Origin of the sequence: Nocardia lasii, from assembly GCF_042658545.1 — a bacterium.
Classification (GTDB): domain Bacteria; phylum Actinomycetota; class Actinomycetes; order Mycobacteriales; family Mycobacteriaceae; genus Nocardia; species Nocardia lasii.
The window spans coordinates 108,607-131,364 of record NZ_JBHSQN010000008.1 but is presented as its reverse complement, the minus strand read 5'-3'; the positions used below and the strand labels follow the sequence as shown (position 1 = coordinate 131,364).

Genomic DNA, 22,758 nt, shown 5'->3' with positions numbered 1-22,758 from the left:
GTGCTAACTCGCGCCCCCACAGGGGCCGCGCTCGAGCGCGCCAGCGCTCCAAAAACACAGCTTGCGCACCCCCTGGGACCGCCGAACTCCGGTCCAGTCCACCCCACCAGCCGCACACCGACTCCGCTCCAGTCCACCCACCCCGGGCGCACACCGACTCCCTCCACTGACCCCGACCACCACCTCATCCTGGATCATGAATCAAGACCCCCGCCGCACCGATAAGGAGTAAAACCGCGATGTTCGTGAAGGTGTGTGGCCTGACCACCCAGCAACAGATCGACTGGGCGATCGAGCTCGGCTACTCGGCCATCGGCGTCATGGTGACCCGCAAGAGCAAGCGCTACCGCACCCCCGACCAGGCCCGCGCTCTCGCCGACTACGCGCGCGGCCGCATCGCCACCTTCGCGGTCGCCCTCGAAGCGGACGAGGTCGCCGAGGTGGCCGACGCGTTCGACATCGTCCAGCTTTATCAGTGGACCGACCTGCCCAACCTCGCCTTCTGCTCCGCCACCCCGCCGGAACCCGAGCAGACCAGCGAATACTTCTTCTACGACGCCAGCGCGGGTTCGGGTGTGTTCGAGGAGTTCCCGGACTGGGTGCGTGCCCAGCCGGGTCGGGTGGTGCTGGCGGGCGGTCTCGATCACGACAATGTCGCCGCGGTGATCGACCGCCACCACCCCTACGGTGTGGACGTGTCCAGTTCGGTGGAATCGGCGCCGGGGGTGAAGAGCTATGACCTGATGCGACGGTTCAAAGCGGCCACCGAGCGGCCCGACGTCCTACAGTGATCCCATGATTACCGCGATCGTGATGATCCAGGCGCAGAACTCTCGCATCCCCGAAACCGCGCAGGCCCTGGCCGACACCGACGGCGTCGCCGAGGTCTACTCCTGCGCGGGTGACGTGGACCTGATCGCCATCGTGCGGGTGCGCGACCACGCGCGCATCGCCGAGGTGGTCACCGCGGGGATCGACAAGGTGGACGGGGTGGTGCGCACCACCACCCACATCGCCTTCAAGTCCTATTCCAGCCACGATGTCGAAGCCGGATTCTCCCTGGGGGAGTAGGGCTTTCAGCGTTCGTCGAGGACCTGGGTGAGTTCGGCCCAGCTCGCGAGCAGCTTGGCCGCCGCGCCGCTGTCGATCGCGGCGGCGGCGCGCTCGAGCCCGCCGGCCAGGGCCGCGTCCAGATCCGAGTCGACGTCGCCGATGCCGCGCGACAGGTCGTAGGCCACGATCGCCGCGGCCGAGTTCAGCAGCACCGCGTCGCGCACGGGCCCCGGTGTCCCGGCGAACACCTCGCGCGCGATCCGCGCGTTGACCTCGGCGTCGCCGCCGCGCAGCGCGTCCAGGTCCACCCGGGCGATGCCGAGGCGCGTGGGGTCGAGCACGGTCTGGCGAATCTTGCCGCCGTTGACGACCCACACATCGGTGAGGTCGGAGGTGGTGATCTCGTCGAGGCCGTCGCGACCGCGCACCACCAGCGCGCTGGACCCGCGCGCGGCGAACACTCCCGCGATCACGGGCGCGAGGTCGGCGAACGCGCACCCGACCAGCCCGGCGCGCGGCTGCGCCGGATTCGTCAGCGGCCCCAGCACGTTGAACACGGTCGGAATGCCGATCTCTTTGCGCGCCGCCCCGGCGAACCGCAGTCCGGCGTGGAACAGCGGCGCGAAGCAGAACCCGATCCCGGTCTCGCGCACCGACCGCGCCACCGACTCGGGCCCGAGTGCCAGGTTCACGCCGAGTGCCTCGAGCACGTCGGCGCCGCCGGATTTCGAGGAGGCCGCCCGGTTGCCGTGCTTGACCACCGGCACCCCGGCCGAGGCCACGACCACCGAGGACATGGTGGAGATGTTCACCGAGCCCGAGCGGTCACCGCCGGTGCCGACCACGTCCACCGCGTCACCGTCGATGGTGACCAGGCGCGCGTGCCCGAGCATCCCGGCCACCATGCCCGCGAGTTCGGTCGGGGTGGGGCCCTTGATCTTCATGGCGACGCCGAAGGCCGCGATCTGGGCGGCGGTGGCGTTGTCGGTGAAGATCTCGTCGATCACCCAGGTGGTGTCGTCCGCGGCCAGGTCGCCACCGTCGGCGAGGGTTCCGAGCACCTGGGGCCAGCTGCGCACGCTCATTCGCTCTACTTCTCCTTCGACGACACCGCTGCGTGAACTCTGATCGGACGCACCGGCGTTCCCTACCTCTGATTTCGCAACTCTAATTCGCATCTGAGTGTCGAAATAGAGCTAGCTTAAGGGGCAGGTCGCGGGGGCTGCATGGCGTCCCAGCCATCCGCCACCCCGTCGTGCCGCTGGGCGAGTCCGGCCATCCGCGACCGCTCCTGAGAACAGGTCAGCGGATCGAGTCGTTGCACCCGCCGCAAGATGATCGACACCAGCTCGTCGGACGCAACATCGCCCTCGGCCCGCTCGTATCCGTCGTAGCCGGCGATCTCGCACGCCGCCTCGACCTGCTCGGCGGGCAGGCGCAGATGGTGGCGCAATACCGCCTCGGCCTCCCGGTCCAGCTCGCTCGCCCGGTCCAGCGCCGTCGAACAGGCCTCGGCGTCATCGAAACTCGACGCGACCACCACCAGGTCCTCGCGCGCGGGGTCCAACGCCTGCGCCGATCCGCCGAACAGGCGCCGCCACATCCGCACCACGACCATGTCGCCTCCTTCGTCTCAGGTTATCCACATCCAACGCTGACACAATGAGTGTTCCCACGGGCCCGCGCCAACACGCCGGAAGGGGGCGTAGACCCCCTCTGTGCGTGGGTTTTCCGACTCGCGGCACAAACTTTCGTACCCGGGTACATGTGTCGTACTACGAAGAGTCATACTTACCCGGTGACGACCGCAGTAGGCACCCCAGGATCGGCCATTACTCAGCGTGTGCATTCGCTGAACCGGCCCAACATGGTCAGCGTCGGAACCATCATCTGGCTGTCGAGCGAGTTGATGTTCTTCGCCGGCCTCTTCGCCATGTATTTCGTTGCGCGCGCGCAGGCGCACGGCGACTGGCCCCCGGAGCCGACCGAGCTGAACTTGGCGCTCGCCATCCCGGTGACGACCGTGCTGATCTTGTCGTCGTTCACCTGCCAGATGGGCGTGTTCGCGGCGGAGAAGGGCGACGTGTTCGGCCTGCGCCGCTGGTACACCCTCACCCTGGTGATGGGCGCCATCTTCGTGTTCGGCCAGGGCTACGAGTACTACCACCTGGTGCATGAGGGAACCACGATCGCCGGTAGCTCCTACGGCTCGGTTTTCTACATCACCACCGGTTTCCACGGTCTGCACGTGATCGGCGGTCTGATCGCGTTCGTGTTCCTGCTCATCCGCACCACGCTGAGCAAGTTCACGCCCGCCCAGGCCACCGCCGCGATCGTGGTGTCGTACTACTGGCACTTCGTCGACATCGTCTGGATCGGGCTGTTCGCCACGATCTACTTCGTCCGCTAGCGCGCGGCGCACCCCCAGCATTTGCACAAGTCGGTTCCGTCTACTCCAAAGGGACACAGATGAGTTCATCGCCCCCGTCGGCTCCAGAGCCCGCCGGCCCCGGCAGCGGGCAGGCCGCTCAGGCGTCAAAGCAGGCCCGTAAACAGCGTCGCGCCCGCCGTCGTATCGCGGGTGCGCTCGCGCTGATGATCGGCTTGGTCGGAGCCGGCTTCCTGGCTGCCGCGCTCACCCCGCAGCCGCAGGTCGCCACCGCGCACGAGGACCAGTCCGCGCTCATCCGCGAGGGCAAGCAGCTCTACGACACCTCCTGCATCACGTGCCACGGCGCGAACCTGCAGGGCGTGATCGACCGTGGTCCCAGCCTGATCGGTGTCGGCGAGGCCGCCGTCTACTTCCAGGTGTCCTCCGGTCGTATGCCGATGGCCGCCAACAGCGCCCAGGCCCTGCGCAAGCCGGAGAAGTTCGACGCGCACCAGACCGACGCGCTCGGCGCCTACGTCGCCGCCAACGGCGGTGGCCCCTCGGTGATCCGTGACGCCAACGGCGAGGTCGCCCAGGAGTCGCTGCGCGGCGCCGACATCGCGCGCGGTTCGGAGCTGTTCCGCATGAACTGCGCCTCCTGCCACAACTTCACCGGTCGTGGCGGTGCCCTCTCCAGCGGCAAGTTCGCCCCGCCGCTCGAGCCGGCCAACGAGGCGCAGATCTACAACGCGATGCTCACCGGCCCGCAGAACATGCCCAAGTTCTCCGACCGGCAGCTGACGCCGGAGGAGAAGCGCGACATCGTCGCCTACGTCAAGAACTCCGCCGAGGAGAAGGCCCCCGGCGGCTGGGGTCTCGGCGGTTTCGGTCCGGCCACCGAAGGTCTCGCCATCTGGGTCATCGGCATCACCGCCGTGGTCGGGGCGGCTATGTGGATCGGATCCCGGTCATGAGTAAGGAGCACAGCGACATGGGTCGCGAACCCACCGAAGACGAACTGGACGCGCTGTCGACCGCCGAGCTCGCCGAGCTCGGCACCAAGCGCGACGACGTCGATGTGGTCTACCGCAACGAGCGGTGGCCGGTGCCCGGCACCAGGGCCGAGAAGCGGGCCGAGCGTGAGGTCACGTTCTGGTTCGCCATCTCCGGCCTCGCCGCCGCCGCCCTGATCGGCGTCTACCTGTTCTGGCCATGGGAGTGGAAGGGCAACGGCGACCCGGGTGAGACCGCGTACTCGCTGTTCACCCCGCTGATCGGCCTGACCTTCGGTATCTCGGTGCTGGTCATCGGTATCGCGGTCGTGCTGATCCGCAAGAAGTTCATCCCGGCCGAGATCTCCATCCAGCAGCGCCACGACGGGCCTTCGCCCGAGGTCGAGCGGCGCACCCTGGCGGCCGAGCTGCAGGACGCGCTCGAGACCTCCACCCTGGGTCGTCGCAAGATGATGCTCGGTACCGCGGGCGCCGGTGTCGGCGTGCTCGGTATCGGTTCGGCGCTGGTGTTCATCGGCGGCATGGTCAAGAACCCGTGGGCCAAGGGCGACAAGTCGCCGCTGTGGGTCTCGGGCTGGACCCCGGACTACCCGGGCGAGACCATCTACATCCGTCGCGACACCGGTCGCCCGGAGGACATCGTGCTCGTGCGTCCCGAGGACCTCGACGCCGGTGGCATGGAAACCGTGTTCCCCTGGAAAGAGAAGTGGCGCGGCGATTCCCACGAGACGCTGCAGTCGCTGCGTGGTATCCGTAACGCCGTGATGCTGATCCGTCTGCGCACCGAGGACGCCGAGAAGGCGATCAAGCGCAAGGGCCAGGAGAGCTTCAACTTCGGCGATTACTTCGCCTACTCGAAGATCTGCACCCATCTCGGCTGCCCCACTTCGCTGTTCGAGCAGCAGACCAACCGAATCCTGTGCCCGTGCCACCAGTCGCAGTTCCTGGCGACCGAGTGGGGTAAGCCGATCTTCGGTCCTGCCGCCCGCGCGCTGCCTCAGCTGCCGATCACCGTCAACTCCGAGGGCTTCCTGGTCGCCAACGGCGACTTCATCGAGCCGCTCGGCCCGGCCTTCTGGGAGCGTCGTTCATGAGCGTGGCAAACGTGGCCGCCAATCAGGCCAACGAGATGGACGAGCGGTATCGCGCCGCGGCGTTCGTGAAGCGGTCGATCAACAAGGTCTTCCCGACCCACTGGTCGTTCCTGCTGGGTGAGATCGCGCTCTACGCGTTCATCATCCTGCTGCTGTCGGGTGTGTACCTGACGCTGTTCTTCGACCCGTCGATGGCGCACGTTGTCTACGACGGCGCCTACCAGCCGCTGCGCGGTGTGGGCATGTCGCGGGCGTACGAGACCGCGCTCAACATCTCCTTCGAGGTGCGCGGCGGTCTGTTCGTTCGACAGATCCACCACTGGGCGGCCCTGCTGTTCGCGGCGTCGATCATCATCCACCTGTTCCGCATCTTCTTCACCGGCGCGTTCCGCAAGCCGCGTGAGGCGAACTGGGTGATCGGCTCGCTGCTGCTGATCCTGGCGATGTTCGAAGGCTTCTTCGGCTACTCGCTGCCCGACGATCTGCTCTCGGGCACCGGTCTTCGCGCCGCCTTCTCGGGTATCACCATCGGTGTCCCGGTCGTCGGTACCTGGCTGCACTGGCTGATGTTCGGCGGCGACTTCCCCGGCGACATCATCATCCCGCGCCTGTACGTGGCGCACGTGCTGCTGCTGCCCGGCATCATCCTGGCGCTGATCGGCGCGCACGTGGCGCTGGTCTGGTACCAGAAGCACACGCAGTTCCCCGGACCGGCCCGCACCGAGAACAACGTCGTCGGCGCGCGCATCATCCCGGTGTTCGCCGCCGATCAGGGCGCGTTCTTCGCCTTCACCCTCGGCATCGTGGGCCTGATGGGTGGTCTGCTCCAGATCAACCCGATCTGGAACCTCGGTCCGTACAACCCCTCTCAGGTGTCGGCGGGTTCACAGCCCGACTTCTACATGATGTGGACCGACGGCATGGCGCGTCTGATGCCGCCGTGGGAGATCTACATCGGCAACTACACGATCCCGGCGGTGTTCTGGGTCGCGCTGGTCATGGGCCTGGTGTTCACCCTGCTGATCGCCTACCCGTGGATCGAGAAGCGCCTCACCGGCGACACCACCGCGCATCACAACCTGCTGCAGCGTCCGCGCGACGTGCCGGTGCGTACCGCGATCGGCGCCATGGCGATCTCGTTCTACGTGATCCTCACGCTGTCGTGTGTCAACGACATCATCGCGCTGAAGTTCGACATCTCGTTGAACGCGACCACCTGGATCGGTCGAATCGGCGTGCTGCTGATCCCGCCGCTGGCGTACTTCGTCACCTACCGGTTCTGCATCGGTCTGCAGCGCAGTGACCGGGCGGTGCTCGAGCACGGCATCGAGACCGGCGTGATCAAGCGTCTGCCGCACGGTGAGTACATCGAGATCCACCAGCCGCTGGGTGGTGTCGACTCGCACGGCCACGCCATCCCGCTGGATTACGAGGGTGCCCCGGTGCCCAAGAAGATGAACAAGCTGGGTGCGGCGGGCAAGCCGGGCACCGGTAGCTTCCTGCGGGCCGATCCGAAGGCCGAGGGCGAGACCTGGGCCGAGATCGAGGAGAACGACGAGCACAAGATGCTCACCGCTCTCGCCGAGCAGCAGGCGATCGCCAACAGCAGCGAGCCGTTCGGTCACTGACCGTTCCTCGTGAAAACGTCAGGCCCCGAGTCGAAGTCGACTCGGGGCCTGAGTTTTTCGGTTACAGGCGCGGGCTGCGGCGATAGGTTTCGATGGCCTCGAACTTGGCCAGGTTGTGCCGGGCGTCGGCGAGGGCGTCGTGCGCGTCGTCGGGGATGGGCGGCAGGGCCGGGCTGCCGTTGACCGCCCAGTGCTGGCGCAGCTCGTTGGTGTAGCGCGGCATGCCCTTGGGCAGCGCGGTCATGTCACCCCACAGCTGGCACAGCGCCACATGGTCGTAGGCGCCGACCCACGCCCACAGCTCCGGCACCACCCCGGGTCGGGGCAGGAAGAACTTGAACAGGTCGTCGCGGATCTGCTCCCGGGTGCGATACAGCGGCGACCCGGCGGGCGGTAGCTTGGGCAGCACGTGCTTACGGACCCACGGCCCCGCCTTCGCCGCGTCGAATTCGGTGGAGACGGCATAGTATTCGCGCCCGTCCTCACACACGACGCCGATCGAGATCAGATCGATCGTCACGCCATTCTCAACGAATTCGGAGTCGTAGAAATATCGCAGGGAAATCGCCTCTTCGTGCCGGTGGGGCGCGCGGGGACGTCGGGGGTGACGGTCGGCGCTGGCCCACGGTGGGTTGCCGAAACCCTATGCAGTGTCCTCGCGCCGTCTTCGCACGGGTGGGTGAACCACGCGCACGTCAGGCGGTACTTCGCGCGGGGTGTCTTCGCACCCTACCGCGCACCACGTCGAACGCGGGTACGTATTCTTAGCTGGTGACCTGGACCGTCGACGTACCCATTGACCGCCTGCCGGAACTGCCGCCGCTGCCCTCGGAGTTGCGCAGCCGCCTCGATGCCGCTCTGGCCAGGCCCGCCCTGCAGCAGCCGTCCTGGGACGCCGACGAGGCCGCCACCATGCGCACGGTGCTCGAGAGTGTGCCGCCGATCTGCCTGCCCGCCGAGGTCGAGGACCTCAAGACGCAGCTGGCGGCGGTGGCCCGCGGCGAGGCGTTCCTCATGCAGGGCGGTGACTGCGCGGAGACCTTCGCCGACAACACCGAACCCCACATCCGCGGCAATATCCGCACCCTGCTCCAGATGGCCGTGGTGCTCACCTACGGCGCGAGCATGCCGGTGGTGAAGGTGGCCCGGATCGCGGGCCAGTACGCCAAGCCGCGCTCGTCCGACACCGACGCCCTGGGCCTGAAGTCCTACCGCGGTGACATGGTGAACTCCATCGTCGCCGACGAGGCCCTGCGCCGCCACGACCCGGCGCGCCTGGTCCGCGCCTACGCCAACGCCAGCGCCGCGATGAACCTGGTCCGCGCGCTGACCAGCGCGGGCACCGCCGACCTGCACCGCCTGCACGACTGGAACCGCGACTTCGTCGCCCAGTCGCCCGCAGGCGCGCGCTACGAGACGCTGGCCGAGGAGATCGACAAGGGCCTGCGCTTCATGGCGGCCTGTCAGGTCAACGACCCGAGCCTCAAGACCGCCCGCATCTACGCCTCGCACGAGGCGCTGGTGCTCGACTACGAGCGCGCCATGCTGCGACTGAGCGAGTCCGAGACCGGCGAGCCGCTGCTCTACGACCTGTCGGCGCACTTCCTGTGGATCGGCGAGCGCACCCGTCAGCTCGACGGCGCCCACATCGCCCTGGCCGAACTGCTGGCCAACCCGATCGGCCTCAAGATCGGGCCGACCACCACGCCGGATCAGGCCGTGGAGTACGTCGAGCGCCTCGACCCGAACAACGAGCCCGGCCGACTCACCCTGGTCGCCCGCATGGGCAACGGCAAGGTCCGCGAGGTGCTGCCGCCCATCATCGAGAAGGTGCAGGCCACCGGCCACCAGGTGATCTGGCAGTGCGACCCCATGCACGGCAACACCCACGAGTCGTCCACCGGTTTCAAGACCCGCCACTTCGACCGCATCGTCGACGAGGTCCAGGGCTTCTTCGAGGTCCATCACGCCCTGGGCACCCACCCGGGCGGCCTGCACATCGAGCTGACCGGCGAGAACGTCACCGAATGCCTCGGCGGCGCCCAGGACATCTCCGACCTGGACCTCGAGGACCGGTACGAGACGGCCTGCGACCCGCGCCTGAACACCCAGCAGTCGCTGGAGCTGTCGTTCCTGGTGGCGGAGATGCTGCGCTGAGCCAGGGACCGGGTCCGGTGATCCGGTTGAGGTGGCATAAACGTGCGGGGAGGCGCTGACACGGCTGGTTCCTGGCGTCGGCGGCGCTCGGTCGCACGAATATGCCACCAGTATGGTGCGCGCATGGTGCACGAGCACCTCGCCCCGGTGGCGAGGTGCTCAACTGTCCGAACGGGTTACGGCAGGGCGGTGAGGGTGACGGTGCTGCCCGCTTCGACGTTGGAGTTGATGCCCGGAACCTGGCCGATGACCAGCGAACTGTCGGAGTCGGTGAGGGATTTGACCTCCACCTGCAGGCCGAGCTGTTGCAGTTTGGCGCGGGCGCTGCCCACGGACTGACCCATCACGTTGGGGACCTTGACCGCGTTGGAGACGATCAGGGTGACGGTGTCGCCGGATTGCAGGGTGGTGCCGACGGCGGGGTCGGTGGCGATGGCCTTGTCGCCCTCGACGTTCTTGTCGAACTGGACGCGGGTCTCGCGCACGGTCAGACCGGCCTTGGTCAGGGCGGCGGTGGCGTCCTCGGTGGACTTGCCGCGCACGTCGGGCACATTGACCGGCTGGGAACCCTTGCTGCGGTAGACCTTCACCTGCGCGTTCATCGGCAGGATCGTGCCGGGGCCGGGCTCGACCTTCGCCAGGGACCCCTTGGGTGCGGTGCTCGCGGCCTCGCCGGCGTCGATCGGTTGCAGGCCGGCCTCGCGGATGGCGTCGTTGACGTCGCTGATCTGGTCGCCGGGGGCCATGTCGGGCACGCGGGGCTTGCCGCTCGAGATCAGCACCGAGATCGTGGAACTCTTGGTCACCCGCGACCCGGCGGACGGTTCGGTGCCGACCACGCCGCCGATCGGGATCGTGTCGGAGGGCTTCTGCCGCAACGCCGTTTCGAAGCCGGCTTCCTGCAGCACCGCGACGGCCTGCTCGGAACCCATGCCCGCGATCGGCGGCACGGCGGTGTAGCGGCCGACGCCGAGCCACCAGCCGCCGATCCCGACCAGCAGGGTCAGCGCGGTGACGATGCTCACCCACAGCACGCCGGTGCGGCGCGCGTGATCGCTGCCGAGAACCGGCGCGGGTGCGGCGGCGTACTCCTCCGGGCGCGGGCGCGGGGCGGTGACCACCCGAGTGTGCTGCGGTTCGGGCGCGGGGGAGTGGTGTGCGGCAACGGGATTCGGGGTCGCGGGGCGATCACCGGGGTGATGCGCGGCGCCGGTTCGGTAGGTCTCGCTGAGGTGCTCGGCCGAATCCCGCGGCGCCGGAACACGATACGGCGGCAGGTTCAAGTCCCGGGCGATCGACTGGAGTTGCGCCGCCATCTCGTCGGCGTCGGCGAACCGCAGCGCGGGGTCGCGCGAGGTGGCTTTGGCGACCAGCGCGTCGAACTCCGGGGGCACCCCGCCGATGAACTGGCTCGGCGCGGGCACGTCGTTCTCGACCCGCTGGTAGGCCACCGACAGCGAGTTGTCGCCGGTGAACGGCACCCGCCCGGTGAGCAGTTCGAAGATCAGGATGCCGAAGGCGTACACGTCGCTGCGGGCGTCGGCGGTGCCGGTGGTGACCTGCTCGGGGGCCAGGTAGGCGGCGGTACCCAGGATCACGCTGGCGGAGGTGGTGTTGGCGGCGGCGACCGCGCGCACCAGGCCGAAGTCGGCGATCTTGACCTCGCCGGCGTCGGAGATCAGCACGTTCTCCGGTTTCACGTCGCGGTGCACCAGCCCGGCGTCGTGGGCGGTGCCGATCGCGCGCAACACCGGTTCGGCCACGGCGCGCACGGCGTGCGGCGGCATCGGTCCGCGCTCGCGCAACAGTTCGCGCAGGGTGCCGCCCTCGACCAATTCCATGATCAGGAACGGGTATTCGCCGTCGATGCCCTGGTCGTAGACCGCGACCAGCGAGGAGTGCTTGAGCTTGGCCACCGCCCGCGCCTCGAACTCGAAACGGCTCAGGAACTGCGGGTCACCGGCGAATTTCGGGTCCATCACCTTGATCGCCACGGGACGATCGAGCCGGGTGTCGGTTCCGCGGAAGACCATCGACATCCCGCCGCGAGCGATCGGCGCGTCGATGCGATAGCGCCCTTCCAGCATCTGGCCGATCAAGTGATGTCCTCCGGCATTCCTCCGGCCGCCGGGTGCGGCCACCACGATCGTAACCGGGCGGTGTCGGCATGCCAGAGGACGCGTGTGCGCCGACACGTATTACCGTTGTGCGGGTGAGTGCCTTCCCCAGCAGCAAGGACGTGCTGCCCGACACCGAAACCGTCATCTCGTTGCCCGAGGCCGCCGATCTACTCGGCGTCCCGGTCACCTCGGTGCACCAGTTGCTGCGCGACCACCAGATCCTGGCGGTCCGCCGCGGCGGCGTCGTGAGCATTCCGTCGCGCTTCTTCGACGCCGAGGACGCGATCGTCCGCATGCTGCCCGGCGTCATCACGGTCATGCGCGACGCCAAGTACACCGACGAGGACATCCTCACCTGGCTGTTCACCGACGACTCGACGCTGCCCGGCCGCCCGGTCGACGCCCTGCACGGCCAATTGGCCCGCGAGGTGGTCCGCCGCGCCCACGCCGAACCTTTCTGAGGGGACACGACAACGCCCGGACCGTGGGTCGGTCCGGGCGCGTCGGTCGAACTCAGCGGTGCAGGTCGAAGCGGTCCAGGTTCATCACCTTGTCCCACGCGGCGACGAAGTCGGTGATGAACTTCAAGGTGCCGTCGGCGGCCGCGTAGACCTCGCTGGTGGCGCGCAGTTGCGCGTCCCAGCCGAAGGCCAGGTCGACGCGGCTGGCCGTCCACCGCTGCTCACCGGTGCGGCGGTCGACCCCGAGGTAGGTGCCGTCATCGGAGTCCGACGGCTTCCACTCGGTGCTGATATCGAGCAGGTTGACGAAGAAGTCGTTGGTGAGCGCACCCGGGGTCTTGGTGAACACGCCCAGCGGTGACTGCTTGTAGTTGACGTTCAACGCCCGGAACCCGCCGAGCAGCACCGTCATCTCCGGCGCGCTCAAGGTCAGCTGCGCCGCCTTGTCCAGCAGCAGGTACTCCGGCTGCAACGGCGCGCCCTTCTCGACGAAGTTGCGGAATCCGTCGCCGAAGCCGAGCAGCGCGTCGAAGGCCTCGATCTCGGTCATCTGCTGGACGGCGTCGCCGCGTCCGGGCGTGAACGGCACCGTCACCTGGTGCCCCGCCGCTTTCGCCGCCGCCTCGATGCCCGCCGCGCCGCCGAGCACGACCAGGTCGGCGAACGACACCGCGACGGTGCCGGTCTGGGCGTCGTTGAAGTCCTTCTGGACCTGTTCGATCGCGGAGATGATCCGGGGCAGGTCCTCGGGTTCGTTGCGTTCCCAGTTGCGCTGCGGCGCCAGCCTGATCCGGCCGCCGTTCGCACCGCCGCGCATATCGCTGTCGCGGTAGCACGAGGCCGCCGACCAGGCGGTGTAGATCAGCTGCTGCGGGGTCAGGCCCGAGGCGAGCAGCGCCTTCTTGAGGTTGTCGATGTCGGTGGCGCTGACCAGGTCGTGGGTGACCGGTTCGATCGGGTCCTGGAACAGCTGCGGTTCGGTGGGCACCATCGAGCCGCGGTAGCGAATCAGCGGGCCGAGGTCGCGGTGGATGAGCTTGAACCACGCCTTGCGGAACTCCTCGGCCAGTTCCTGCGGGTTGGCCAGCCAGCGGCGGGTGATCTGCTCGTACATCGGGTCGACCTTGAGCGCGATGTCGGAGGTGAGCATATTGGGCTGGTGGTGGCGGTTGGGATCGTCGGGGAAGGGCACGCTGTCGGCGCCCGCGTGGTTCTTGGGCCGCCACTGCCACAGCCCACCGGCCCCGACGTAGGACTCCCAGTCGTAGCCGTAGAGGTTCTCCAGGAAGGTGTTGTCCCACTGGGTCGGGGTCTGGGTCCAGGTGACCTCGAGTCCGCTCGAGGTGGTGTCGGCGCCGACGCCGGTGCCGTAGGAGTTCTTCCAGCCCAGATCCTGCTGTTCCAGCGGTGCGGCCGCGGGCGGCGGGCCGACCTTGTCCTGCGGGCCCGCGCCGTGGGACTTGCCGAAGGTGTGCCCGCCCACGATCAGCGCGGCGGTCTCGATGTCGTTCATCGCCATCCGGCGGAAGGTCTGGCGCACGTCGGCGGCCGAGGCGACCGGGTCGGGCACGCCGTTGGGGCCCTCGGGATTGACGTAGATCAACCCCATCTGTGTCACCGCGAGCGGCAGGTCGAATTCCTGGCCGTGCGTGCGCCGCTGCTCACTGGGCGCCATCCACACGCGTTCGGGGCCCCACCAGGTGTCGTCGCCCTGCCACCAGTCCTCGCGGCCGCCGCCGAAGCCCATGGTCTCGAAGCCCATGGATTCCAGCGCGCAGTTGCCGGTGAACTCCATCAGGTCCGCCCAGGACAGTTTCCGGCCGTACTTCTGCTTGATCGGCCACAGCAGGCGGCGGGCCTTGTCGAGGTTGGCGTTGTCGGGCCAGCTGTTGAGCGGGGTGAACCGCTGCATGGCGTGGCCCGCGCCGCCGCGACCGTCCTCGGTGCGGTAGGTGCCCGCGGCGTGCCAGGCCATCCTGATGAAGAACGGCGCGTAGTTGCCGAAGTCGGCGGGCCACCAGTCCTGGGAGGTCACGAACAGCGCGTTCAGGTCGGCGCGCACCGCCTCGAGATCGAGGGTGTCGAATTCGGCGCCGTAGTCGAAATCCTCGCCCATCGGGTCGATCGAGGGCGGATTCTGTTGCAGCAGTTTCAGATTGAGCTGTCCCGGCCACCAGTCGGGCACGCCACCGACCGCTTCGGGTCGATTGAAGGCCGGCTTGTGCATCGGACATCCATCGCTGGTGGTGTCGCTGAAGTCGGTATTGCTGTGACTGTGGTCGGGCACTGTCATCGACTGTCCTCTCCAGGGAATCCGCATGGTGGATCGCTGACCGCCAGATATCGGACACCGCCAGCCGAGCCCACCCGCGCATCACCTGGCGCCGAACCGAACGCCCCTCACCCTAGCTTCCCCGTCCGGAAATGCCCGTTCACCTGCGGAGATCGGTGATCAAGTGTCGTGTGTTCGTGATGTGGCCGCGCTTGCCGTCGGTCGGGGCACGGGTGTAGTGCGCTATCGGTGTCGGGTGACCAGGCCGTTGGCGGCCACCAGGATCCGGCGGGTGCGCGGGACCGTGGCTCTGGTGTCGAAGATCTGGTAGTCGGCGGCCTCGATGCGGTCGAGGATCTCCGCGTAGAGGGTGGCGGCGGTGCTGATCGCCGGGCGCACGCGCGGGGCGAGGTGGGCGATGCCCGGGGTGGCCCGGCGGTAGATGTCGCGGTTGACGGCGATCAGGTGGGCCATGGCACGGCGCAGGGGCGCGTCGGTGTGGCGGCGGTGTCGGCAGGCACGCAGGTGGGCCTCGTCGACGCCGAACGCGCCCAGGTCCTCGGTGGGCAGGTAGACGCGGTCGCGGTCGAGGTCCTCGGCGACATCGCGCAGGAAGTTGGTGAGCTGGAAGGCCTCACCCAGCGCGGCGGCGGCCGGTTCGGCCTCGGCGACCGGGCCGACCGTGCCGAGTACCGGGAGCAGTTGCAGGCCGATCGCGGCGGCGGATCCGCGCATGTACTCGCGCAGCTCGGTCATCGTGGCGTAGCGGGTGCGGTGGGTGGGCGTGCCGGGGATGTCCATGCGCATGGCGTCGAGGAACGTCCTGATATGGACGTGGGCGATGTCGTAGCGGGCGATGGTGTCGGCGGTCGCGAGGATGACGCGACGGCGGAGCGGGTCGTCGGTGTCGAGGTGGGTGCCGTCCATGGCCGCGCGCAACTGCTTCTCGATCAGGTCGAGGTGGTCGGCGGGGGAGACCCGGTCGAGGGTGTCCGGCCGGGGCGGGTCGACGGCGGGCACCCGACGGAGAACGGTATCGAGCGGATCGAGGACGTGATGCGGGTGGTCGGCGTGATCGACGATGTCGTCGACCATCCGGGCGAACGCGTACATGGCGTGCACGGCTCGGCGGCGGTCGGGCGAGAGCAGGGCCGTGGCCAGGTAGTACGTGCGGCCGTGCTCGGCGGCGATGCGTCGACAGCTCGCGTACGCGGCGTCGAGGTCGTCGGTGCAGGATCGGTGCTCGGCGGCCACGCTCGGGCGATACCCGCGCGCGGAGAGGTCGCTCATGCTCGGACGGGGGGCGCCGATTCCGTGGCGGTGGGCTTGGCGCGGGCCGAACGTAGGTGCAGCGGATCGACCGTGCGCAGCGACAGCGCCGCGACCACCGCCGCGAAGATCGCCAACGCCACGTGCCAGAAGTTGTACAGCCCGATCGAGCCGTCCGGCTGGAACACCAGCATCAGCCAGGTGCAGATCCCCACCAGCCACATCAGCGTCCTGGTCGAGAGCGCGAAGCCGGCGGCCAGTGCCAGCGGCCACGAGTAGTACCAGGGCAGCGCGGCAGGCGAGAGCAGCACGATCGCCACGAACGCGATGATGATGCCCATCACGGCCTCGCGCTCGCTGTGCCGGAACCGCCACCACGTCGCGACCAGCAGCGCGACCAGGGCGACCTGGCACAGTTTGCGGGTCACCGACAGCACCGAGTCGAAGTCCAGCGGGGTCACCCAGGTGACCATGTGCGCCAGGATCGTCGGCAGCGAGAGCCAGTTGATGATCTTGTTCGAGCCCTGTAGCGCGGTGACCCAGCCGAAGCCGACCCCCGCGATCACCGACGCGGTGCCGAACACCAGCGCGAACACGCCGACGCCGATGCCGGCGATCTTGGTGAACACGAACAGCGGATGGGGCATATCGGCCGACGGTCGGGCCGCGTCGGGATGTTTCTGGTCTTCCAGCGCGGCCGCGTCGGAGTCGGCGGCCGCGCGCTCGGCGGCTCGGCGTTCCTTCTCGTGCAGGATCCAGATCCACACCAGGAACGGCAGCGCCACACCCGCGGTCGCCTTGATCGCGACACCGATGGCGACGACGACGATGCCCGCCACGTGGTGACGTTCCAGGACCAGCGCGGTGCCCGCGCACATGAGCCCGACCATCAGCATCTCGTTGTGCACGCCGCCGATCAGGTGCACCAGCACCAGCGGGTTGAGCACCGCCAACCACAGCGCCACGGTCGGCTTGCCGCCCAGATGCTTGGTCAGATAGGGCACCGCCCACATCATCAGGGCCAGGCCGGGCAGCATCACGAAGCGAAGGGCGATGGTCCCGGCGATCACGTTGTCGCCGGTCAGCGAGGTGATCGCGCGACCCATCAGCAGGAACACCGGCCCGTAGGGCGCGGTGGTGGTGGTCCAGACCGGACTCACATTGTCGAGCAGCACACCGGGATTGGCGACGGGACCCACCTGATAGGGGTCGAAACCGTCGCGCAGCAGGGCGCCCTGGGCGAGATAGGAATAGGCGTCGCGGCTGAACATCGGCGCCGCGAACAGCAACGGGGTGATCCAGATACCGACGATCGCGCGCAGCTCGTTGAGCGTGACGGTGGACCCGCCCTTGCCGAGGGTGGTGCGGCCGAGGCGAACCCACGCGGTGATCATCAGCAGCACGCCGATCCAGATCAGGATCGTCGACAGCGCGTACCCGTGGCCGAACCGCAGCCACGACAGGTGCAGCGCCTCGAGCAGGGGGTCGCGTTTGCGCACCGCACCCGCGCCGAAGCCGCCGAAGGTGATCATGGTCGCGCCGAAGAATCCCATCAGGGCCGCGTGGCCCTCGGGACTGCGGGCGAAGTCACCTGCGATGCGCAGCCGGGTCCGGACGCCGGGGTCGTTCCCGGTGGGCAGGTGGCGCTGACGCTCGAGTGTGCGCGTGATGTCCATGGTGCCTACGGTCGTCTCGGGGAGCGGCATGTTCGGTCGGTCCCCCCGGATGGTCGGCGGTCGCAACCGCGAGCTGATAAGTCGGCCGTCAGTTTACGGCTTCATCCCGGAACACTAACCCGGTGGTCGATCCCGGTGCGCGCCCGGCTGCCGGTGATTCGTGCCGCGGCCAGCTTGCCCGACAGCAGCGTGGTGGGCACACCCACCCCCGGAGTGGTGCCGCAACCTGCGAGAACGATGTTGTCCATCCCCCTTGGCACATTGCGTGGGCGGAAGGGGCCGGTCTGGCGGAAGACGTGCGCGAGGGAGAAGGGTGTGCCCGCGATCATGCCCGCGGCGGCCCACGCGGCCGGTGTGTCGAGTCGGTCGACCCGGAAGTGTTCGGTGATTCCGGTGTAGCCGCGCTGTTCGAGCACGGTGAGCAGCTCGTGGAGGTAGGCCGGGCCGAGCCGTTCCCAGTCCAGCGGGGCCGAGACCAGGTTCGGGCAGGGGGCGAGCAGCGAGAGCGGTTCGTGGCGGCCGTCGGCGCGGTCGATGAACTGGCTCGCGTCGGTGAGCGCGGGTCGGGTGAGCAGCAGCGAGGGGTCGCTCATGAGTTGCCCGCGCCCCTTGCGCGCCGCGATCTCGGCGAAGGTCCGCGCCCAGGCCGCGCCGAAGTCGATGGTGTGATGGGCCTGCACCGGCCAGCGGGCGGCGACCTCGGCGGGGATGGTGCCGTGGGCGACCACGGCCGAGGGCGAGGCGCGCAGCCCGCGCCGTGGACGCAGGCCGAAGCGGCGCAGCGACCCGGTGTCGGCGGTGAGGACCACCGCGTCGCAGCGGTAGACGCGCCCGTCGCGGGTGCGCACGGCGTCGGCGTGGCGTCCGCGCGCGCGGTCGGGCGTGCCGGTGGCGTAGTCGATGCCGGTGACCTCGGCGTCGAGCACGAGGTGCCCGCCCGCCGCGGTGAGGGCGTCGGCGAGCGCGGTGGTGATCGCGCGCATCCCACCCTCGGGGTAGTAGACGCCCAGGCAGGTGTCCATGTTCGGGATCGCGCCGTAGACCGCCAGCGCGTCGTCCGGCGCCATCCCCGCGTACAGGGCCTGGAAGGTGAACAGCCTGGTCAGCCGCTCGTCGCCGAGGAACGACCGCACCCGAGGCCCGAGCCTGCCGAACCCGCCGAGCCGGGCGAGTTTCGCCAGCGCGGCCCTGGCGCGCGGGGTGCGCACCATGTCCAGGGGGGAATCGAAATCGGCGTTCATGAACTCGTCGAACTCGGCGTCGTAGATCCGCCCGAGCCAGCCGCGCAGGCGTCGATAGTTGCGCGCTTCGGCGGGGCCGCAAGCCTTTTCGACCTCGGTCGCCATCTGCTCGGCATCGTCGAACACGCGAATGTCGGTGCCGTCGGCGAAGCGGGCGTGATAGGCCGGGGTGAGGCGGTGGATGCGCAGGTTCACGCTCTCGCGCGTGTGTCCGACGGCGGCCAGTGCGTCGTCGATGACCTCGGGCAGGGTGAGAACCGTTGCTCCGCTGTCGATCTCGTAGTCGTCGAACCGATACCGCCCGACCCGCCCGCCCGGATGATCGGCCCGCTCGAGCACCGTCACCTCGTGGCCCGCGCCCCGCAGATGCAGTGCCGCGGCCAGCCCGGCCAGTCCGGCCCCGACTACGACGACCTGATTCCCTTGTCCCACAGCACTTTTCCTATCAGGCAGCGCGACAGGTGGCCGACAGCGCCATCGCGTGCAACAACTCTTTGGCCCGCGCCGTCGCCGAACTGGTCGCGACGGCGGCGAGCCCGGTGTCGGTGAGTTCGCTGATCCGTCGCTCCACCTCGTCGACCGCGCCCGCGTCGGTGAGCACCGCGCGCAGGGTGTCGACGGCGGCGTCGTCGAGATCGGTGCCGAGGCCGGTGCGGATCAGCGCCGCGGAGTCCGCGTCGGCCCGGCGCAGCGCCTCGGCGATCAGCACCGTGCGCTTGCCTTCGCGCAGGTCGTCGCCCGAGGGTTTGCCGGTCACCGCCGGGTCGCCGAAGACCCCGAGCAGGTCGTCGCGCAGCTGGAAGGCGATCCCCACGTCGGTGCCGTAGGTGCGCAGGGCCGCGACGAGCTCGTCGTCGGCGCCTGCCAGCGCCGCGCCCAGGTGCAGCGGTCGTTCGATCGTGTAGGCAGCGGTCTTGTACCGGTTGATCCGCAGCGCGGCCTCGACCGATTCGTCGCCACCGGCCTCGCCGTTGATATCGAGCAGCTGCCCGCCGAGCACCTCGGTGCGCATCCCCGCCCAGACCGGCGCGAACCGGGCCAGCGCCTCCGGACTCAGCCCGGCGGCGTGCACGAGGTCGTCGGCCCAGGCCAGGGCCAGATCGCCGATCAGGATCGCCACCGCCGACCCGTAGGCGGCGCCGTCGCCGGGCCAGCCCGCCGCGCGATGGCGGTCCTCGAAGTCGATGTGCACGGTCGGGAAACCGCGTCGGGTGCGGGAGGAGTCGATGATGTCGTCGTGCACCAGCGCGCACGCCTGCACCAGTTCCAGCGCCGAACACGCGGTCAGCACCGCCGCCGCGTCGGGTCCGGCGGGGTCGCCGCCGGCGCCGAGCCAGCCGGTCCACGCGAAGCCCGGCCGGGTCCGTTTGCCGCCGCGCACGACGAACTGTTCCATCGCCTCGACCGCGTCGACGAACACCGGGCCGAGCGGTTCGACGATCTCGCGGCGGGTGGCGAAGAAAGCGGTCAGCACCTGCTGCACCGCGTCGACGAACTCGGGCGTGCCCGGGGTCAGCGCGACGAGGTCGACCGAGGTCAGGGCGTCGGCGGCGGACCGGGCGAGCGGGGTACCGATTCCGGCGGACAGAGCGGCCTCCAGGGTCGAAGTGGGATCCGGTCGCGCACTCGACGGCGCGCTCACCAGCGTCGTGTCGAACGATACGCGGAGCGCGGGTGGGCGCGGTCAGCGCACGGTGTCACCGCGACCGAGCCCACATCGGGCCGCGCGCACGCATGTCCGCCGCGTGCGGTGTCCATCGCACTTGACGCGCCGTGACCCGCGTCGGTCGTCGAGTGCCGGGCGACGGTGTGAGCCCGTAACCCCCTCACTAGACTGAACCGGTGACTTTCGACAACGGACGGGGAAATTCGACCCCAGATCGACCCGCCCCCCAGCCGTCGATCGTCTCGAACACCCCCTCGGTGGTGCAGAGTCTGCGCACCCATTCGGGTCGTGGCGTGCCGTTCTCCGTCGAATTCAACCCCCCGCGCGACGAGCAGGGCGAGGCCAGGCTGTGGCGCGCGGTGCGCGAGTTCGAGCGCATGCACCCCGCCTTCGTCTCCATGACCTACGGCGCCGGCGGCTCCACCCGCGACCGCACCGTGCGCATCACCGGCGCCCTCGCGCAGGAAACCACCCTGCTCCCGGTCGCCCACCTCACCGCCGTCGGCCACAGCATCGCCGAACTGCGCTCGCTGATCGGCTCCTACGCCGACTCGGGCATCTGCAATGTCCTGGTCCTGCGCGGCGACCCGCCCGGCGACCCCCTCGGTGACTGGGTCAAGCACCCCGGCGGTGTCGAATACGCCGAGGAACTGGTCCGCATCGTGCGCGACCTCGGCGACTTCCACGTCGGCGTCGCCTCGTTCCCGCAGGGCCACCACCGCTCGCCCGACCTCGACCACGACACCCGCCATCTGGCCGCGAAACTGCGTGCGGGCGCGGAGTATTCGATCACCCAGATGTTCTTCGACGTCGAGCACTACCTGCGTCTGCGCGACCGCGTGATCGCCATGGATCCGATCGAGGGCGCCAAACCGATCATCCCCGAACTGATGCCCATCACCTCCCTGCGCACCGTCGCCCGCGCCGAGGAACTCAGCGGCCGCCCGGTGCCCCCCGAGGTCGTCGCCCGCCTCACCCGCGCCGCGGGCACCGGCCCCGAAGAGGACCGCGCCGCCGTCCGCGCCGAAGGCATCCAGATCGCCACCGAGATGGCCCAGCGCCTCACCGACGAAGGCGCCCCCTGCCTGCACTTCATCACCCTGAACTTCGCGAAGGCCACCAGCGAGGTCCTCACCAACCTCGGCTACGGCGTCACCGCCGCCCCGATCAGCGCGTAGGAACGAGCTCCTACTCGCGCTGCCACTCGGCGCGCTCGGCGATCCGCGCGAGCGCCTCGGGATCGGCGACGGCCTGTGCCGGATCCTCGGGCCAGGCGCGGACCTGCTCGTCGGCCCAGTCGGCCCACTCGGCCACCATGGCGTAGAACTCGGTGAAGAAGGCGCCGGCCAGCATGCCCTGGGCGGCGCGATGCTGGAACGGGCCGTCTCCTGCCGCGTATTCCTGTGCGGCGGAAAGATTCTCCACATTCTGCTGTTCCGCCCACGCGCGCGCCGCAGCCACGGTGCGGAGCGCGTCCTCGCGCGTCCCGTTCTCGGCGAAGCTCAGTTGGACCAGCTGTTCGAACTCCAACACCGGTCCCTGGCCCGGCTGTCGCAGCCATGCGGCGAGCGCTTCGCGTCCGGTGGGGGTGATCGTGTAGACCGTGCGCGGCCGCCGACCCACGACCTCGTTCTCGGCGGTGGCCAGCCCGAGCGCCACGAGCTTCTTCGGCTCGTCGTACAGCCTGCTCTGCGCGCGCGGCCACATGCGGCCGAGGCTGCGATCCATCTGACGCGTCAGTTCGTAGGTACTCCATGGCTGAACGGCGAGCAGGCCGAGCAGGGCATACGAGGTTCCGGTCAGACGCGGGCTTGACACATAGTCTCCTTGGGACGATGCTGAATACTCTCATGGAGAGTATGTCACGACGGTGAGGACGGACCACGATGGTGGCGATCGATGCGACGAACACGGACCAGGCTCGCGCGTGGGACGGCACCGACGGCGCCTTCTGGGCGACCCATCACGAGATCGCCGAGGCGTCGCTGTCGCGGTACATGCCCGCGTTCCTCGCGGCCGCCGCGATCGAGCCCACCCATCGCGTGCTCGATATCGGTTGCGGGACAGGGGCATCGACGCGCGCCGCAGCCGTCGCCGCGTCCGCGGGCACGGTGTTGGGCATCGATCTGTCCACCCGCATGATCGAGCTCGCCCGTGACCTCGCCGCGCGAAAAGGGTTGACCAACATCACTTTCGAGCGAGCCGACGCCCAGGTCTTCGCGTTCGAGCCCGAGACCTACGACATCGTCATCAGCCAGACCGGAGCCATGTTCTTCGGCGCGCCCGCCGTCGCCTTCGCCAATCTGTGGCGCGGCCTGACCCGCGGCGGTCGACTGGTCCTGCTCACCTGGCAACCACCCGACCGCCAGGAGTGGCGCGACGCCTTCACCCAAGCCCTCACCGGCGCAATGCCTCCGACGCCACCGCCCGACGCACCCGGCCCGTTCTCCCTGAGCGAGCCCGACCGCGTGCGCGCGCTGCTCGGCGGTGCCGGTTTCGTCGACATCGCGTGCACGCCCCTGGCCGAGACCACGACCTACGGCCGCACGGTCGAGCAGGCCTACGACTTCCTGTTCGACCTGCTCGGCTGGATGGTCGAGGGCCAGGACGCGGCGCGACGCGAACAGTCCGCGGCGGCGTTGCGGCGCACGCTCGCCGCCCATCACACCGACGACGGCGTCCGATTCCGATCGGCGACCTGGCTCATCACCGCGACCCGACCCTGACCGACCCCCTG

The 22,758-nt window shown here is 69.1% G+C and carries 20 protein-coding genes; 10 read left to right on the top strand and 10 right to left on the bottom strand.

Annotated features, from left to right (window positions below; genetic code table 11):
• Positions 1-239: 239 nt before the first annotated feature.
• Complete coding sequence (locus ACFP3H_RS13225; protein WP_378604765.1) at positions 240-791, top strand: phosphoribosylanthranilate isomerase; 552 nt, start codon at positions 240-242, stop codon at positions 789-791.
• 4 nt (positions 792-795) lie between these two features.
• Positions 796-1,071: an Lrp/AsnC family transcriptional regulator gene (locus ACFP3H_RS13220; protein WP_378604762.1), complete on the top strand. Its 276-nt coding sequence runs from the start codon at positions 796-798 to the stop codon at positions 1,069-1,071.
• Positions 1,072-1,076: 5 nt separating this feature from the next.
• Here the strand turns inward: ACFP3H_RS13220 and trpD are convergent, their stop codons facing one another.
• Together trpD and ACFP3H_RS13210 are read right to left on the bottom strand one after the other, a co-directional pair.
• Positions 1,077-2,138 (bottom strand): anthranilate phosphoribosyltransferase, encoded by a 1,062-nt coding sequence (trpD, locus tag ACFP3H_RS13215; RefSeq protein WP_378604759.1) that lies wholly within the window; start codon positions 2,136-2,138, stop codon positions 1,077-1,079.
• Positions 2,139-2,254: 116 nt separating this feature from the next.
• Positions 2,255-2,671 (bottom strand): hypothetical protein, encoded by a 417-nt coding sequence (locus ACFP3H_RS13210; RefSeq protein WP_378604756.1) that lies wholly within the window; start codon positions 2,669-2,671, stop codon positions 2,255-2,257.
• Positions 2,672-2,851: 180 nt separating this feature from the next.
• Between ACFP3H_RS13210 and ctaE the strand changes: the two genes are divergently transcribed.
• The 4 genes from ctaE to qcrB are packed head-to-tail and all read left to right on the top strand — an operon-like array spanning position 2,852 to position 7,159.
• Positions 2,852-3,463 carry an aa3-type cytochrome oxidase subunit III gene (gene ctaE / locus ACFP3H_RS13205; RefSeq protein WP_378604753.1) on the top strand — a complete coding sequence of 204 codons (612 nt, stop codon included), beginning with the start codon at positions 2,852-2,854 and terminating at the stop codon, positions 3,461-3,463.
• 59 nt (positions 3,464-3,522) lie between these two features.
• Complete coding sequence (qcrC, locus tag ACFP3H_RS13200; protein ID WP_378604750.1) at positions 3,523-4,398, top strand: cytochrome bc1 complex diheme cytochrome c subunit; 876 nt, start codon at positions 3,523-3,525, stop codon at positions 4,396-4,398.
• On the top strand, positions 4,395-5,531 hold the full coding sequence (gene qcrA, locus ACFP3H_RS13195) for a cytochrome bc1 complex Rieske iron-sulfur subunit (RefSeq protein WP_378604747.1): 1,137 nt from the start codon (positions 4,395-4,397) through the stop codon (positions 5,529-5,531). The genes qcrC and qcrA overlap by 4 nt, the downstream gene beginning before the upstream one ends.
• On the top strand, positions 5,528-7,159 hold the full coding sequence (qcrB, locus tag ACFP3H_RS13190) for a cytochrome bc1 complex cytochrome b subunit (RefSeq protein WP_378604744.1): 1,632 nt from the start codon (positions 5,528-5,530) through the stop codon (positions 7,157-7,159). The genes qcrA and qcrB overlap by 4 nt, the downstream gene beginning before the upstream one ends.
• A 61-nt stretch (positions 7,160-7,220) precedes the next feature.
• Here qcrB and ACFP3H_RS13185 read toward each other — a convergent pair whose 3' ends face one another.
• Entirely contained in the window at positions 7,221-7,718 is a 498-nt protein-coding gene (locus tag ACFP3H_RS13185; protein ID WP_378604792.1) for a polyadenylate-specific 3'-exoribonuclease AS, read from the bottom strand.
• A 212-nt stretch (positions 7,719-7,930) separates the two neighbouring features.
• Here ACFP3H_RS13185 and ACFP3H_RS13180 point away from each other — a divergent pair, with 212 nt between their 5' ends.
• Entirely contained in the window at positions 7,931-9,316 is a 1,386-nt protein-coding gene (locus ACFP3H_RS13180; protein WP_378604741.1) for a class II 3-deoxy-7-phosphoheptulonate synthase, read from the top strand.
• Between the two features lie 176 nt (positions 9,317-9,492).
• On the opposite strand, the gene pknB is transcribed toward ACFP3H_RS13180, so the two are convergent.
• Positions 9,493-11,403 carry a Stk1 family PASTA domain-containing Ser/Thr kinase gene (pknB, locus tag ACFP3H_RS13175; RefSeq protein WP_378604789.1) on the bottom strand — a complete coding sequence of 637 codons (1,911 nt, stop codon included), beginning with the start codon at positions 11,401-11,403 and terminating at the stop codon, positions 9,493-9,495.
• Positions 11,404-11,528: 125 nt separating this feature from the next.
• Here pknB and ACFP3H_RS13170 point away from each other — a divergent pair, with 125 nt between their 5' ends.
• Positions 11,529-11,897 (top strand): Rv2175c family DNA-binding protein, encoded by a 369-nt coding sequence (locus ACFP3H_RS13170; RefSeq protein ID WP_378604738.1) that lies wholly within the window; start codon positions 11,529-11,531, stop codon positions 11,895-11,897.
• Positions 11,898-11,949: 52 nt separating this feature from the next.
• Here the strand turns inward: ACFP3H_RS13170 and katG are convergent, their stop codons facing one another.
• From katG to ACFP3H_RS13145, 5 genes are all read right to left on the bottom strand, one after another.
• Positions 11,950-14,184 carry a catalase/peroxidase HPI gene (katG, locus tag ACFP3H_RS13165; RefSeq protein ID WP_378604786.1) on the bottom strand — a complete coding sequence of 745 codons (2,235 nt, stop codon included), beginning with the start codon at positions 14,182-14,184 and terminating at the stop codon, positions 11,950-11,952.
• Positions 14,185-14,412: 228 nt separating this feature from the next.
• On the bottom strand, positions 14,413-15,459 hold the full coding sequence (locus ACFP3H_RS13160; protein WP_378604735.1) for a phytoene/squalene synthase family protein: 1,047 nt from the start codon (positions 15,457-15,459) through the stop codon (positions 14,413-14,415).
• On the bottom strand, positions 15,456-17,114 hold the full coding sequence (locus ACFP3H_RS13155) for an alpha-(1->6)-mannopyranosyltransferase A (RefSeq protein WP_378604732.1): 1,659 nt from the start codon (positions 17,112-17,114) through the stop codon (positions 15,456-15,458). The genes ACFP3H_RS13160 and ACFP3H_RS13155 overlap by 4 nt, the downstream gene beginning before the upstream one ends.
• A 101-nt stretch (positions 17,115-17,215) precedes the next feature.
• The gene (gene crtI, locus ACFP3H_RS13150) at positions 17,216-18,787 is read right to left on the bottom strand and encodes a phytoene desaturase family protein (protein ID WP_378604729.1); all 1,572 of its coding nucleotides are present in this window, start codon (positions 18,785-18,787) and stop codon (positions 17,216-17,218) included.
• 13 nt (positions 18,788-18,800) lie between these two features.
• Positions 18,801-19,955: a polyprenyl synthetase family protein gene (locus ACFP3H_RS13145; protein ID WP_378604783.1), complete on the bottom strand. Its 1,155-nt coding sequence runs from the start codon at positions 19,953-19,955 to the stop codon at positions 18,801-18,803.
• A gap of 242 nt (positions 19,956-20,197) precedes the next feature.
• On the opposite strand from ACFP3H_RS13145, the gene ACFP3H_RS13140 reads away from it, so the two are divergent.
• Positions 20,198-21,199 (top strand): methylenetetrahydrofolate reductase, encoded by a 1,002-nt coding sequence (locus tag ACFP3H_RS13140; protein ID WP_378604726.1) that lies wholly within the window; start codon positions 20,198-20,200, stop codon positions 21,197-21,199.
• Positions 21,200-21,209: 10 nt separating this feature from the next.
• Here ACFP3H_RS13140 and ACFP3H_RS13135 read toward each other — a convergent pair whose 3' ends face one another.
• Positions 21,210-21,839 carry a PadR family transcriptional regulator gene (locus ACFP3H_RS13135; RefSeq protein WP_378604723.1) on the bottom strand — a complete coding sequence of 210 codons (630 nt, stop codon included), beginning with the start codon at positions 21,837-21,839 and terminating at the stop codon, positions 21,210-21,212.
• Positions 21,840-21,907: 68 nt separating this feature from the next.
• Between ACFP3H_RS13135 and ACFP3H_RS13130 the strand changes: the two genes are divergently transcribed.
• Positions 21,908-22,747 carry a class I SAM-dependent methyltransferase gene (locus ACFP3H_RS13130; RefSeq protein WP_378604720.1) on the top strand — a complete coding sequence of 280 codons (840 nt, stop codon included), beginning with the start codon at positions 21,908-21,910 and terminating at the stop codon, positions 22,745-22,747.
• The last annotated feature ends 11 nt before the right edge of the window (positions 22,748-22,758 follow it).